The sequence below is a fragment of the Paenibacillus sp. EB106-06-01-XG199 genome (assembly GCF_058791575.1).
This window is the reverse complement of record NZ_JBYTDQ010000001.1, coordinates 330,938-346,001: the sequence shown is the minus strand read 5'-3', so window position 1 is coordinate 346,001 and position 15,064 is coordinate 330,938. Positions and strand designations below refer to the sequence as shown.

Annotated in this window: 9 protein-coding genes; 1 reads left to right on the top strand and 8 read right to left on the bottom strand. The window is 53.0% G+C overall.

Annotation, left to right across the window (positions count from 1 at the left end):
- Positions 1-61: 61 nt before the first annotated feature.
- The 8 genes from AC3WT9_RS01865 to AC3WT9_RS01830 all read right to left on the bottom strand — a co-directional run bounded on the left by AC3WT9_RS01865 (position 62) and on the right by AC3WT9_RS01830 (position 14,554).
- Entirely contained in the window at positions 62-1,849 is a 1,788-nt protein-coding gene (locus tag AC3WT9_RS01865; RefSeq protein WP_341378898.1) for a glycoside hydrolase family 36 protein, read from the bottom strand.
- A 42-nt stretch (positions 1,850-1,891) separates the two neighbouring features.
- Positions 1,892-3,646 (bottom strand): sensor histidine kinase, encoded by a 1,755-nt coding sequence (locus AC3WT9_RS01860; protein WP_341093904.1) that lies wholly within the window; start codon positions 3,644-3,646, stop codon positions 1,892-1,894.
- Positions 3,609-5,183 (bottom strand): response regulator, encoded by a 1,575-nt coding sequence (locus tag AC3WT9_RS01855; RefSeq protein WP_341378899.1) that lies wholly within the window; start codon positions 5,181-5,183, stop codon positions 3,609-3,611. Before AC3WT9_RS01855 ends, AC3WT9_RS01860 begins: the two co-directional genes overlap by 38 nt.
- 140 nt (positions 5,184-5,323) lie before the next feature.
- On the bottom strand, positions 5,324-6,952 hold the full coding sequence (locus AC3WT9_RS01850; protein ID WP_445935391.1) for an extracellular solute-binding protein: 1,629 nt from the start codon (positions 6,950-6,952) through the stop codon (positions 5,324-5,326).
- A gap of 108 nt (positions 6,953-7,060) precedes the next feature.
- Positions 7,061-7,963 carry a carbohydrate ABC transporter permease gene (locus tag AC3WT9_RS01845; protein WP_341378902.1) on the bottom strand — a complete coding sequence of 301 codons (903 nt, stop codon included), beginning with the start codon at positions 7,961-7,963 and terminating at the stop codon, positions 7,061-7,063.
- A 76-nt stretch (positions 7,964-8,039) separates the two neighbouring features.
- Complete coding sequence (locus AC3WT9_RS01840; RefSeq protein ID WP_445745038.1) at positions 8,040-8,903, bottom strand: ABC transporter permease; 864 nt, start codon at positions 8,901-8,903, stop codon at positions 8,040-8,042.
- Positions 8,904-9,128: 225 nt separating this feature from the next.
- A complete protein-coding gene (locus AC3WT9_RS01835) occupies positions 9,129-12,134 on the bottom strand; it encodes a glycosyl hydrolase (protein WP_492407248.1) in 3,006 nt (1,001 codons plus the stop codon).
- A gap of 119 nt (positions 12,135-12,253) precedes the next feature.
- Entirely contained in the window at positions 12,254-14,554 is a 2,301-nt protein-coding gene (locus tag AC3WT9_RS01830) for a hypothetical protein (RefSeq protein WP_341093910.1), read from the bottom strand.
- A gap of 195 nt (positions 14,555-14,749) precedes the next feature.
- On the opposite strand from AC3WT9_RS01830, the gene AC3WT9_RS01825 reads away from it, so the two are divergent.
- The gene (locus tag AC3WT9_RS01825; RefSeq protein ID WP_076109421.1) at positions 14,750-14,962 is read left to right on the top strand and encodes a hypothetical protein; all 213 of its coding nucleotides are present in this window, start codon (positions 14,750-14,752) and stop codon (positions 14,960-14,962) included.
- Positions 14,963-15,064 lie beyond the last annotated feature (102 nt).

The window sequence follows — 15,064 nt, the reverse complement described above, 5'->3', positions numbered from 1 at the left end:
TGATTCAATCAGCGGTTATAATACGATTCTATCCCTATGGACGTACTGGTTTACTTGCTCGTCACTCCGCCAGAACAGCACGAATCGTGATAACCCCCGCCGGCGGAACCTCCATGGCGTAAACCCCGCTGTTCCAAGCCATTGACTGTATCGAAACCACGTTTCCCTGGCAATCCCGGACAATGACCTCCCGTTGACCGGATTCCCGGTCCAGTTCCACTACGATACGGGAGAGCAAGGTACCGTTTATAATCAAAACCAGATCTGGCAGGTCCCCGCTCAAGGGAATAACCGTATCCTGATAGGCAGCCATTGCCCACTTCTGAGACGTGCGGGCAATGACCAGCGGATACAGCAGTTCGGGATGATACGGTTCTAGAGATCCGTCTAACAGCACATCCCGATGCTGGCGCCAGAATGACAGCCAAAAGGCCAGCATCTCCAAATGCGGCCGCGGGAGCCGGTCCAGCCGGACCGAAATCTGCGGAACGGAGAACAACACATTGATAAACTGCAGCGCGGCATTAGCCGCAGACTCCTTCGGATGCCACATCAGCATATCGGCATGAGCCGCAGTGCCGCCGCAGATCAGGCGGATATCCAGTGTTTTGATCCGGTTCTGCAGAGCATCATTCGGGCAGTCGCCGGCACGGAACATATTGCCGTATTTGCGCATCAGCGGTCCGATGTAATTTTGGCGGAATTCGATCAAAATCTCCGGTTTCAGCTGCCGCAGACGGGAGATCACGCCGCTGAGCAGCATATCAACAGCTTCCGGCACGGAATGGGTATCGCGTCCGCTCCCATTCTGCGCTTGAGCATCCAGGGTCTGTACCTCATAAAAGCTGTCTACAAAGTCGAGCTTAAAGCCGTCAAGATCCCACTCCACCAGCGCCTGTTCATAGATGGAGGTCAGGTAAGCCCGCACTTCCGGATAACGCGGATCGACAACTCCAGCTCCAACCCCATCGTCGTAATACAGCAGCTTGTCACCGAAGGTCTGCCAAACCTCACTGTGCTTACCGATGAATGGCACGGCATACCAGAGCAAATATTTCAGTCCCAGCTCATGGACCACGGCCACATGGGCCTTCATATCCGGTATTTTACCGGGACTGATCCGCCAGTCTCCGCAGTAGGCATAACCTCTTGCCTCATCCTCGGTCTGCCATCCATCGTCTACGATAACCGCCTTGCAGCCCAGCTCTGCCGCAATTCTACACTCGGCTTCTATCTCTTCTGCCGTCAGCTGCTGATGAAAGCTGTACCAGGTGGAGTACATTGGCTCCCTGGCAGCATCCGGCACCGCTGATGGCTTGTTTCCTTGAAGGCCAGCCCACCACTCTGCCACCATCGCCAGCGATTCATAATAGGGGATGTTGCGGGAATCCAGACGCAGGACAACCTCATAATCTGTAAACGGAGAGCATGGCTCCGTGAACAGCGTCACAGCGCAATGAAAGGTGGCCGTCTCCTCATGAAGACCTGCATGCAGCCGCAGCGGATGCAGGACATCTGAGCAGGCGAAGCTCAGGACATTGTTACCCGTGTTGCCGTACAGACATACAACTGGTGCAGAGGAGGTGGACCTCGAAGCGAAACCTTCGAACCAGTCGGGAATCAGTTCTCTGCTGCGTCCGGCTGCCGGATGCCATAAGCCTTGAACATCCAGCGCGGGGCAGCTCCAGCGCAGTGAAAGAGCAGCAGGAACTGCCTGAACGGGAGATTTAAGCGTTAGCCGGACATATTGCAAGCTGTCTTCCCCGCTCTCAAGAGCAAGCGAAGTATCGAATCCGTCAGCATGGCCTTCCAGTGTGATTTCATAACAATCCGTGGTTAAGGTCTTCAATGAAATCCGAACTCCTTTAAAGCGGATGAGGCCAGTAACGGGCTACATCCGGCAGGGGATGGTGATCTGTATACAGGTACCTATTCCGGATCGGCTGGCGATAGCTACGCCGTACCCGTTCCCTCCATGCAGTTTGATCCGGGAATCGACATTGCGGATGCCGTAGCCGATCCGGGGTCCTTCCGGTGCCAGAATCTGCTCTATGGTGTCAGCGTTCATGCCCACACCATTATCAATAATTTTGAATATAATGTCCGTTTCCCGCTTCTCCACGACAAGCCGGATTCCGATCGTACTTCCGAACCAGGCATGCTCTAGCGCATTCTCAAGCATCGGCTGCAAAATCAGCTTGACGGTCATATAATCAAGCGCCGCAGGATCAATATCATAATAGACGGACAGCCGGTTGCCATATTTGATGCACTGAATGGCAATATAGGCTTTGGCATGTTCAATTTCCTTGCCGACTGTAGTGAGAATTTCCCCGCGGTTCAAGGAGAGCCGGTAGAATTTCGCCAATTCCTGAACGAGAATGTGCAGCTTCTGAATATCTCCGAATTGTGCCAGACGGTTGATCGAGGACAGGGTATTATATAGAAAATGGGGATTGATCTGCGCCTGGAGCGATTCCAGCTCCGCTTCTTTTTTCTGGAGACCGGCAACATAGTTTTTGTGGATCAGCTCTTCGATATTGCTGCCCATCCGGTTAAACGCTGCAGCAATCTGTGCCAGTTCATCGTTTCCTTTATAGTGGATTCTTTTCTGGAAGTCGCCATCGCGAAAAGCATTCAGTGAACCAACAATTTTTTGGATTCGGCGGGAAAAATAACTGGAGACTCCAATACCCAGGAAAGCCAGCACAAAAGCGCTGATCAGGCAGACGATCAATGTCATCCTCCGCACGTTATTCGCACTTTCGTCGAACAGGCTGTTCGGAATGTAGGCCCGCAGCTCCCAGCCCAGGCCGTTCAGGGGTTCACTCAGCAGCAGCCGGTTTCCGGTCCGGGAACCCTTCAGTTCCTCCGCTACCGGGGCTGATTCCAGCACCACATTTCCGCTGCCGTCCAGCACTTCAAGAGTCGTGTGCTCTCCAATCTTGTGATAATCCACGGAGTCCAGCAGGTCGCTTATTTGGACAGTCACGCGAACCAGCCCGATGTTCTGCCCCCGATGGACATCGTACAACTGTTGCAGCAGCGAAATATTGCCGTAGCTCTCATCACGCAGAATCTGGCGCCAGAGTCTTTGGTCCGCCATGCTTCCTTGGAACTCCAATTCACGGTACCAGTCTGTCTCCTGTATCCGTTTCAGATGATAAATCTCATAACGTTTAATCGAAAGCAGCGGATTCTGATCAATATCTGTGTAGTATAATTCCGGAAGGGTATCGTTCTGGAGGTAAAGGGACAAGCCGATATTGCTGGCTGTGTAATTCAGAAGATTTTCAAGCGTCGGCATCAATGTCTTCGTCATCGTCTCATAGCTGTACCATCCCTGCTCGTAGCGGCGCAGAGCGCTCTGCAGACTGTAATTGTAATACAGCATTTTGGAAATCCGTTCAACATCATCCGTACGGTAACGAATGTTGTCCCGTATCTGCTGCAGCGTGCCTTGTATATTTTCCCGTGTCTTCTCTCTAAGTGAGTTCACGGAATGCGCATAGGCGAACATGCCGACGGTAAGGACGGCAACCAGCAGACAGAGTACATAAGGTACAATCAGCTTATATCCAAAAGGCACATTCAGCATGCGGCGCATGTTATAGATGCCTCCGGTAATCGCCCGGACTGACGCCATAATAATCCTTGAACTGCTTGCTGAAATGAGACAGATTCTTATATCCGACCTGGTGTGCAGCTTCATAGACCTTCAGCTTCGGATCTCCGAGCAGCAGCTTGACGCGTTCCAGCCGCCTTATGGAGACATAATCGGAGAAATAAATGCCTGTCTCATCGTAGAAGATTTGACCCAGGTGATTGGGGGAGAACGAGAAATGGATCGCCGCATCCCGCAGCATGACGTTATTTTCCAGCTCCACCTCAATGTAGGCTTTAATTTCTTCGATAAGCTTGTATTTCTTGCCCTGCCGTTTCCGCTGAAGCCGTTCAGAGAGCTCAAACATCCGGCGGCGGAGCCAGGATTTCATATCCTGGGTTGTCTCAAATTGATATAAAATACTGAGATGTTTTCTGTCCAGCCCCAGCAGAATATAAAAGTCTTCGTTAATCGTATGCAAAAAAGCATCCAGTTTGGAGACAATGTGCAGAAACAGCTGGTAGATTTCCAGCTTGGTTTCCATTTTGCCGACCCATACGAACAGTTCCTCATTGCAATCGTCGACAGCGACTAGGCGGTAAGAAGATACCGCCAGAAATAAAGACTGCAGAATATCATCCAGATCCTTCGCCGTGGCCGAGATCGGACCTTTGGCATCGGTATAGAGAATCAGCTTGCCCTTGCCCAGAAACAGCTTCAGTCCCAGCGCCTCTTTGGCCCGCCGGAAGGAGAGATGCAGCTTTGTAAGACTTGTCACAGGCGGACCAACCCCAATAGTCACCGTTAGCGGTGTCCCGCTGACCGCCATAGTAATCAGTCCCTGCAGCCGGCTGCTGTCCACCCGTTCTTCCACGATGAGGGCAAACCGGAACCGGTCCAGCCGGCAGAACTGAATCCGTTCCTGTGCACAAAATTGCCCGACTGCCGTCTCCAGTCTTCTCTCCATCTCGGCCTTGGCCTCTTCCACAAAGCCGTTCAGTTTCCAGGATAAATCATCCGGTTCCAGCAGCGCGGTGTACAGAGTGGTCCGGTGCCAGGTAATTCCAACCTGCTGCAGCAGAGGCAGCATCTTGTCTGCATCCGGCATGCCGTCGTCCAGCAGCTGCATGAACAGCTCCCGCTTCAACAGGGGTTCCGAATCCGAGAAGCAGCGTTGCAAATGGGAATGCGCCTGTTCCCGGTCTAGCATTCCCCGCACCTCTTCAAGCGTCCTGCGCATATCTGCATCATCTACTGGCTTCAGGACATAGCCGGAAGCACTCATCGAAATCGCTTGCTTGGCATACTGAAAATCCTCATGACCGCTAACAAAGATGATCTTCGGCTTTGGGTTAAGCTCCAAGGCAAGTGCTCTGCGAGCCAGCTCCATCCCCGACATAATCGGCATTCTGATATCGGTGACGATGATATCCACGGTTTGTGACCTCAGCACCTCCAGAGCTTCAAAGCCGCTGCTCGCGGCTGCGCAAACGTCCATGCCCAGGCTCTCCCAGTTCATGAAGCGCTGCAGTCCTTCCAAATCCAGCAGTTCATCGTCAACCAGCAGCACCTTGTACATATCATCCCATCCTTCAAATCTGTATAGATGAGCTTAACCCATACTCTGTCTCGCAGTTCCTCATACAACCTTACATTTTTTAGCAAAAGGGTATACTTGGTTACAGTATACCCCACAGGTACAGTAGACTCTAGCGTTATTTATTTCATCTTGCTGAGGTTGTTTTGCCATCTTTCCGTCTGGAATTTAAGCAGCTTGTCATAGCCGGCTCGTTTAGCATCCTCATTGGCTTTGCTTAAGAGGGAGCGCACTTCGTCATCGCTTTTGGCATACAGCGCTTTAGCAAAAACCTCCTGATAGATATCGTTGACAGCCGTCGCAATCGTTCCCTCTTCCGAATCCGGCAGCGGGTCCAGATTCGCAAACTCTGTAAAGTTCTTCGAAGTATTCCATGTGACTTTTTTCTGGGCCAATGTCGTCCAATTTTGTTTCTCTTCCGGCAGCTGCGCATCCATCAAAGCCTTGGTCTGATCAATGAAGGTGGTGTTGCCCACCCAATTGAAACGGCCGATTCTTTCCTTGTCTTTATCAGCCTGTGGCGTATTCAGCCCGGCCTCATTCTGAATCGGCACCCCATCTGCATCCGATTCATCCCAGTAAAGGCCCTGGCGTCCAAAATTCAGGATACGCTGTCCCTCTTCACCCGTTGCCCAGTCCAAATAGGAGAAAATCGCTTCAGGGTCCTTCGCTTTCTTCGTTATCACAAGCACATTCCAGCCGAGCGAGCTGTAATTGTTCGGAGTGATCTTCTTCGCGTCAAGCCCTGCCTTATGAATCGGCCAGATGATGTCGTACCCGGACTCCGGATCAAGGGTCCGCAGCGCGTTGTTCGCATCCCGGCCCGGATTGACCACATCACCCTCCACGAATACAGCAACCCTGCCCGTCACAAGCTTCTCTGTTACTTGATTGCCCGTTTGTGTGAACGCATCCTGGGTGATCAGCTTCTCACGGAACAGCTTGCTGGCGTACAGCATGTTCTCGGTGAATATCGGATCCTCAAAAATTGACTCCAGCGCATTTCCCACCGGATTCGCCTTGGGCAGATAAGGCTTATTCTCGGCAAAACCGCCATACATCGTATCAATGCCCCGGCCCTTAGCCCCAATCTCCAGCGGAATCACATCACTGTACTTTTCCTTGACCTGCTTCAGGTAGGTATACAGGTCATCATAGGTTTCCAGCTTCGGGGAACCCAGCTCTTTATAAATCTTCCGGTTGATAATCCACCCGCCATTGCCATTGGGACTTGAGGTGTACCAGTTCGGGAACTGGTACAGCTTGCCGTCGTCGGAGCGGAGCATGCCCAGCGTGGCTTCACCGGCATTATTTTTCAGATTCGGATATTGATCAAGGTATTCATCCAGCGCCACAAGCATTCCTGCCTGCCGCAAACGCTCCACATTGGCACCACGGTCCATCATAATAACATCCGGAAGACTGCCCGAGGCAATCATCGTGCTGAACTTGGTTTCTGCGGCACCGCTGGACTGGATGGGTGTCATATTTACCTTAAGGGTATCTCTAATCCAGGCGGTTGTGGAATCCTTGCCCCACGGCTCTGTAGTGTCCCAATCGTAATTGCTGTAGTAACTGAAAGTGACCGGCTTTACGGTGCTTCCTACCGCTATGGCAGGCGCAGTATCAGTAGCTTTGGCAGTTTCCGCAGCAACAGGTTCTTTTGTCGGTTCAGCGGTGCTTTGAACGGTTGCATTGTTCGCTCCGCCACAACCCGACATCAGCAGCACCGAACACAATACAGCCGTCATTACTGGCAAGCTCTTGTTACGCTTCAAATGAGTAACCCCTCTCTAATGCTTACTATACGCACGCAAACTCTGAATCATAAGCAAACCATTCACTTCAAGTGAAGCCGCCTATTCCTTTAATGAACCGATCAGCACACCTTTGACAAAATATTTCTGCAGGAACGGATAGACCATAATAATCGGCAAGGTAGCCACCATGGTTGTGGCCATGATCAGTGATTTGGATGTGACCGATTTCATCAGCGCCAGCCGGTCCTGAGCCGCCGCATTGGCACCGATGGACTGCAGCTGATCCGTTACGATATTGGAATTCAAAATCTGCTTCAGCAGAGTCTGGATCGGAATGAGATTCGGATTATTGATATAAATACTGGCCGAGAACCAGTCATTCCAGTGCCATACCGCAGTAAACAGTGACAGGGTCGCCACAACAGGTCCGGAAATCGGTAAAATAATCCGGATCAGTACACCGATGTGATTGCAGCCGTCAATCCGTGCCGACTCGGCCAGACCTGCGGGCAGCCCCAGAAAAAACGTCCGGAAAATAATCATGTTATATACGCTGATTAATCCGGGAATCACCAGCACCCAGAAGGTGTCCATCATGCCAAACTCGCGCAGCAGCAAGTAAGTTGGAATCAGTCCGCCGCTGAAATACATTGTAATGACGCAGAACACCATGAAAAATTTCCGGCCCATCAGCTCCTGTCTGGATAACCCATAAGCCAGAATGGCTGTGAACAGCACCGACAGAATCGTCCCGGCTATTGTCCGCAGAACGGAGACCAGGAACGCCTGACTGATCCGGCTGTCATGGAACACCACTTCATAATTGTCGAGCGTCGGGCTGCGTGGCCAGAATGTAATGCCGCCAAACGCCGTATCCGCGCCCGTATTGAAGGAGATCACCAGTGAATTCCAGAAGGGATACAGGGTGACGAAACCCAGCAGGATCAGCAGGAAATAGATGATCACTTGCAGTACTTTATCTCCCCGCGACAGCTTCATCATAACCTGTTCCCCGCTTTCCGATAGACTGTACCCACACTAGACCAAGTTTCCAAAAACCCATTCGACGTCCCTTTGCTTACCATAGGCTTGAGCCCATTTTCCTGGCCGCTTTGTTGGCGATAGCCAGCAAGCTGACGCTGACAACCGCTTTGAACAATCCTGCTGCCGCCGCATAAGAGAAACGGCTGTTCAGAATCCCCATGCGGTACACATAGGTGTCGATGACATCCGAGACGTCCCGCAGGATCGGATTGGTAGCCAGAATCAGAATGTCCTCAAAACCGGCATTCAGAATGTTGCCCACTGCCAGAATCATAAAGATGATAATAACCGGCCGGATACAGGGCAGCGTGATTAGCCCAATCTGCTGGAAGCGGCCCGCCCCGTCAATGGAAGCGGCTTCATACAAATGCGGGTCAATGCCGGCAATGGCTGCCAGATAGACAATCGCCGCAAAACCGATTTCTTTCCACACCCCCGTTCCAACGAGTATGCCCCAGAAGTATTCCGGCACTGACAGAAAGCTGATCGGCTCTGAGGTAAGATCCAGGCTCATCAGCAGCATGTTTACGCTTCCATTATCCGTCGAAAGCATCGACCCTACGAACCCGCCGACTATGACCCAGGAGAGAAAATGCGGCAAATAGCTGACAGTCTGAATGATCCGCTTGAACGCCATCCTCCGCACCTCATTCAGCATCAGTGCCAGCAGGATGGGTGCCGGGAATCCGAAGCATAGTTTCATCAGGCTGATGACAATCGTGTTGCGCATCACCGTCCAGAAGTCGGGCGAATTGAAGAATGCCTCAAAGTGCTTCAGCCCGACCCAAGGACTTTGAAAAAAACCGCCGAACAGCTGATAATCCTGAAAGGCCATCAGCACCCCATACATCGGCAGATAGCTGAATACGAAGATAAAGATCATTGCCGGTACAACCATCAGCTGAAGATCCCACTGCCTGATCCATCTGGACCAGGAAGAAACAGAATTCCCTTTCTTGTAAGATAAGGCCCTTGGTTCAATTTCCACATTTGTCATCCTTCCTGTGTCTTTGCTTTACACCTTAATCTTATGTCGCACAGGAAGGACGTACCAGTACCGTAGTCAACGAAAAATGTGGTCTGGCAATGATGACAATCAGCAGCTTGAATGCGGCCCAATTATCTATTCCTCTTCCTCCGGCAGCTTGATGGCCTTCACGTTGTCAATGTACAACGTACCACTGCCTTGGGTTCCGCTGCCTTGGGCCACATAGAAAGCAAATTCCTTGATAGAGCCCAGATCAATCACACCGTTGCCGCTGGTGGCCCACCCCGGTTTGGCAAAACCGGTAAATGGAAGAGTGACCAGCACTGGTGCAGTACCTTGGATCTTGAAGCCGGCTTCCCACACTTCACCGTTCGTCTCATGGAACTGGACAGCCAGCTGGCGGTTCGAGCCATCCGGCTGCAGCCAGAAGGATATCGCTTCCATCCCCGGCCATTCCTTGCCCATGCTGCGGTAGACCCCCGCGTAGCCGGGATTCCCGATCGTGTAATCCAGCTTCAGGCCGTAGGTGCCGCTGTTCGTATGGTAGGTGTCGAGTGTTACCGTCGCTGCGTTGCCTGAGATGTTGCGCTGCCATTTCGCACGCAGACTGCTGTTCGAACCGCCATACTCCTCAAAATCATCGATCATATAGCTGTCCACCGGCGGAGGGACAAACGGACCGTTTCCGGTTTCACCGTTGTTTAATGCGCGGGGATGGCTGTAAAGAGATTGAATGCCGCTGAGTGAATTTTTATCGGTCAAATATCCGGACCAGGTCATGAAATATACGTACCTCGGCTGTTTCTCCTGCAGCATCTCCATATCCGGCAGCTCCCCGTTCTCTCCGATCGCAATGGGTCTGCCGCCGCTCAGCTGCACCAGCTTGTTGTAATACGTATCACGGTAATCGTTGTTGTAAATATCCATCGCCAGCACATCCACCTCATCATGTCCAGGATAATAAGGGGCTGAATCATAGGCCCAGGAGCTTTCCGCATTCGGGCTCCACACCCAGATTAAATTGTCCAGCCCATGCAGGTTGGTGAAGCGGTCGTACATATTGTGCCACAGCTGCCGGAACAGCTCGGGACGCGCCCCCCACCAGAAGAATTCAGCGTTCATCTCGTGATAAGGCCGCCACAGCACCGGGATTCCTTCATCCCTTAGCTGCTGCAGATAACAGGCTACTTCGTCCATTTGTGCCGCCCACTGGTCATACAAGGCTGTACCGGGAGTTACGATATCCGTCATCTGGGCAACCGTAACATCGCCCGTGACACTTTCCCAGCCAGCCGTCGGCGCATCCATCGGCCTAGGCTCATGATAGGTCAGCGTCACCATGGCTCCCTCTTCGCTTTTCACAATGGCCTCGTCGATCATCGCCTGGCGCAATGCCCCGAAGTCCCCGCCGGTGTAATAGGCGAAATCCGAGCCCCACAATGCCGGGTAATACCCGGTCAGCTCTGCTGCCGTGTCATACCACAGGCTGGGTTGTTCGTAATAATTATGCTGCCCTGTATAAACGGCATTGCCCACCGTGGCATACAGTCGGTCCAGCAGCTCCACCGCCTCTTCTGAAGCATTCGGATTCACCGGATACATCTTCTCTGTGGTCACCTGGAGCGCACTCGCAGCTGACACCGCAGCGCCTTCGCTGACCGCCTTCACCTCGATGTCATACAAACCTTCCGGGGACAAGCCCTCCAGTTTGTACGCATACAGTGCTTGACCGGGAACATACGGCACCGTTACATGTTGCCACTCGGTATCGGCTGCTTTTTTATACGAAATCTGGTAAGACTTTACGCCAAAAGGACCTGTAGAAGCTTCCCATTCCAGATCGGCGGATACACCATCCTTACCCGTCACTGAGAATCCCTCGGGTGCCCCGGGTGCAAGCTCCAGCGGAAGCTGCGGAAGTTTGCCGACAACAACCTGATCAAGGAACAGCTCCGCACCCGTAGTGTTACTCACTGCAAGATGCATGGACTGGGCTGCTGCGCCGGTGAGTACCTGCTGCTCCAGCCGTTTCCAGCCTAAAGACGCCTCCGCTGGCAGCGGGTGCGTAATTATGTCGTTGTCCTGATAGACGGCAAGACTTACTGTAGCAGGCGGGACAGACGTGGCAGCTGAAGATCTGCTCCAGTACGAAACCAGATAAGAAGCATCACCTTCGGCGGCCATCTCAGAGGTCTTAATTCCTGATGGGTTCAGGAGCTTTAGCGCATACCCTCCCGAGTACGTGTCATAAGTTACTGTCTGCACGGTCCCCGTGGTTTCCCAAGGTTCTGTACTTCCGCTCTCGAAACCGCTATTAGAGACAAGGTTCGTCCCCGGAGTTGCTTCCAGTCCCATCACCGCATCTGAAATGTTACCTGACGCATCCTTGGAGCGCAGCATAATAGCGTACACTGAAAATGGATCCAGCTGACTTAGCGTATAAGTGTGCATTGTGACTGTCTCCTGATGGGGTATGGTCACTGTGCTCCAGTCCGGCGCGTCTGTTTTTTTGTACGACAGCTGGTAGGATGCTACGCCCATATCATCCGTTGATCCCGCCCAAGTCAGCTTTAACGCTTCCGGCTCATGCTCGGCCTGCCAGACACCGGGCGTTGTCGGCCGTTCGATATCCACATTTTCACGAATGACTGCATCGTCAATATAGTAATCCTTGCTGGTGCTGTTCCAGAACGATAGACGGACATGCTGATCCCCGGGAGCGGGGGTATACAGCAGCTGACGGTATTCCCAACTCGTCGAACCCGAGAACTGAAGACTTTGTTTGCCCTGCTGCGTGCCGAATGAATCCATATCAATTACAGCATGAGTCACTCCTGCTCCGGCGAATTTGACCCATAAACCGACACGATAGGTTTTGCCTTGCTGCACCGCCACAGACGCCGAGGCTCCCCCGGTATTCCGTTTCACCTGAAGACTTTTATCCCCTCCATGCTTTTCACTGGCAGTCACTACAGGGCTACCCCACTTCTCCCAGCCGACATCACCTGACTCAAAACCCGGATTACCGAGCAGATTCTCTCCTGCCGCACGCGATGGAGCAGGAAACACAGCGATCGATGCAATAAACAGAGCGACGGCCAGCCAACCATGGAACCATTTTTTGCCCGTTTGTGCAACCACTTTGTTCAGGCCTCCATTTGAAAAAGCCGGTTTATATTCGATATTGACATCGTCCGGCCCCTTCAATGTAAGCGTTACCATTTAACTGAACAAGAATCATTTGCAACGAAAAGTTTGTTTTAGCAACGACTAATTTGAAAAGGTCCCCCTTGCTGCTGTTTATCCCTGTCCGCAACTGCCGATGTACGAAAAGCTCCGTTGCCGCAGGAGACGGCGAGCACCTGTCCGCCTGCACAATCGACAGCAATCCCCTTCCAGCGGGGGGCGCCAAGAGATAGATTCTCCCACTCCTCCCAGGACAAACCTCCATCCCGGCTGCAGACGACCCGGGCCTCCGTTCCGGTACGAACCATCGGCTCACAGGCCAGAATCAGCAGGTCCTTGCCCGAGTTCCCCTTCCCCACAGCAAGCGCCGACACATTGAACCGTTCTCCCTCCCCGGCCGGGAACAGCTTGCTCCAGCTTTGCCCGTTATCCTCGCTGCGCCATAACCCTTCCGAGATAAATCCCGCATATAGGGTGCCTGCATGAGTGGGTGAAAATGCCACTGCATTTAATACAGAGGACGGGCTGCTGTACTGAAAAGGAAGTCCCGCACCGATGGATTGCCAAGTGTCCCCGCTATCCTTCGAGCTCCAGATCCCCTCCGTCCATTCCCCGAGCATAAGATGTCCTGCCTGATGGTAATCCGTGTCCAGCAGTTGATTGGCTCCACAGGCATTTTTGACCTGATAGACAACTACCGGCAGCAGCTCAGCTTCAATCCACTTTTTCTGATGCGGCAAAGTTGTTATATGCACCGGAGGACGGAATGCCGTCCGTTCCCAGGATTCTCCCCCATCTCTGGAGCGGTAGATTCCAGCTCCGGAGGCCATCTCACCGTCCACAAAAGCATAGAATGTCCCTGGCTTGCCCCTATCTTCACGCAGTGCCTGGACGAACAGACCCGGACCAAGGGAAAGTACGGCTGCCGCACTGCCGCCTCCGTCACGGCTCCGTGCAATGCAGGCCGTTCGCCCATGTCCGACAAGCCCGTACAGATAATGCTTGTCGTCTGTTCCGGACATGACGGCAGCAGTACTGCCTGAGTAGCCATCCAGACCCGGTAAATTGCGGAAGGTCTGCCCGCCATCCTCCGTGATCTTGGGCGGATGGTCTGCCATCGTGACGCAGAACTTCCCCGGCTGCACCGTGTCAGCGATCACCGCTTCCATGCAGGTCGTTTCCAGCCCCCGGAAATGATTCGCCCGCCAGCTCTTCCCCCCATCCTCGCTGATTGCAACTCCATACCAGTTGCATAGATAGAGGCGGTCCTTGCTGAAGCGGTCTACGATGATTTTGGAGATCGCCCAGCCTGTTGCCGCCGCCCGGGATCCTCCGCTGAAATGATCCATATACGCTGGAAAGCCGCTGAGGTCTTCATCGGAATAAGGATGGAGCAGTTGCCAATGTCCACCCCCGTCACAGGAAACATACAGTGGAATCGGCGGACACTCCTTCATATGCGGCCGCAGATCCGGGGCCGTGTACCATCTTTCCGTCCGATGGCAGTCCTGCACAACGGTCCCGTATCTCTGTCTGCCGGGCAGCAGACCTTCTTCCGTGGAAGACCAAGTCCTGCCGCCATCGGTGCTGCTCCGGATTCCACCCCAGATCGTAGCCGCCAGCAGATGCTGGTTATCAAGGCTGTCGAATGACAGCTCGGCAAAGCTGGGCCCTTCCTGCAGCAGCTCCCAGGATTCTCCCAGATCAGAGCTGACATACAGCTTGCCTGACCTGCCACGGGGCTGATCCTGAAGCAGACCCAATACACCGCCTTCGCCGACTTCTACATAATCCATGTTCAAATCGTCATCGCTTATTGTTCCGGCATACAAGACACCGGGAACAGAGGGGTGAAACGCAACGCAGCCAAACCGTTCCTCTGGAAGCCCCGTGCGTCTCCAGGTCTCGCCTTCATCCCGGCTGATCCAGAAGCCGCCGGTATACCCTCCGGCGGCCATTATGTCCGGGTGGTGAGGGTCTGCCGCGATCACCTCACCGTACATCCTGGTAGGACCATTGCCGTAGAATCCCATACCCGTGCAGACTTCCCGCCAGCTATGCCCGCCATCGGCGGATTTATGGACCGATCCGTAGAACTTCCGGCTCCTGACCTCCCCGGAGCAGCGAAACAGCACCTCCGGGTGATGCGGACTGATCGCAAAGCTCTGCACCTGATGGTGATACGCCTTCGTCAGCCCGCCATTCAGCGTTTCCCAGGTCTCCCCGCCATCGGAGCTGCGGAAGACACCCGCGACATCGCAGCGGGCGTACACAATCCCGCTTATGCCCGGGTGCTGAATAAGCCCCGTGATATACCCGCCTCCACCCAGTGTAGCCGGAGTCCAGACATGCGCGGTATTTTCGATATTATCCATAATGCTTAATACCTCCTCTACATCTCTTCAAGCTTACACCCGGGCTTCAGTTATGGGCATCCCTGCGAACAACGAATTGTGCCGCTGGGCAAGGAAGATATTTTCATCAAAAAGTTATAAAACTACCCATTCACACAAACAGAAATGGTAGTCATTGCATCTCTTATACTATCCAACCGGAAAGAGGTGTTAACTATGACAGAACGTGCAAGAATTCGCAGGGCCATTGCTGCACTGCGTGCGCAAAGAGCCATTCTGCGCGAACAGCTGGAAGAAATTAATGAGAATTTACGCAGAGTGCCTAATCCAAGCCGGGCCAGACGGGAACTTTTGGCAGCGAGGGTAGCTATCAGAGAAGCATTGCGTTTAAATGCCATCGCCATTCGGCTTTTGCGCAGTGTGCTGTAACCGGATTATGCTGAAGTTAGTGCAGTAGCAGGTATCCTGTGAAATAGTTTATCGGGCATCCTTTGGGATGCCCTTTTTTTGTAGGCTGATCCTTTATATCCG

What these genes read in the sequence shown, in the direction of transcription:
- AC3WT9_RS01860 (WP_341093904.1), bottom strand. Translation starts at nt 3,646, where the DNA reads ATGGCGTCAGTCCGGGCGATTACCGGAGGCATCTATAACATGCGCCGC.
- AC3WT9_RS01855 (WP_341378899.1), bottom strand. Translation starts at nt 5,183, where the DNA reads ATGTACAAGGTGCTGCTGGTTGACGATGAACTGCTGGATTTGGAAGGA.
- AC3WT9_RS01850 (WP_445935391.1), bottom strand. Translation starts at nt 6,952, where the DNA reads ATGACGGCTGTATTGTGTTCGGTGCTGCTGATGTCGGGTTGTGGCGGA.
- AC3WT9_RS01845 (WP_341378902.1), bottom strand. Translation starts at nt 7,963, where the DNA reads ATGATGAAGCTGTCGCGGGGAGATAAAGTACTGCAAGTGATCATCTAT.
- AC3WT9_RS01840 (WP_445745038.1), bottom strand. Translation starts at nt 8,903, where the DNA reads ATGGTTGTACCGGCAATGATCTTTATCTTCGTATTCAGCTATCTGCCG.
- AC3WT9_RS01830 (WP_341093910.1), bottom strand. Translation starts at nt 14,554, where the DNA reads ATGGATAATATCGAAAATACCGCGCATGTCTGGACTCCGGCTACACTG.
- AC3WT9_RS01825 (WP_076109421.1), top strand. Translation starts at nt 14,750, where the DNA reads ATGACAGAACGTGCAAGAATTCGCAGGGCCATTGCTGCACTGCGTGCG.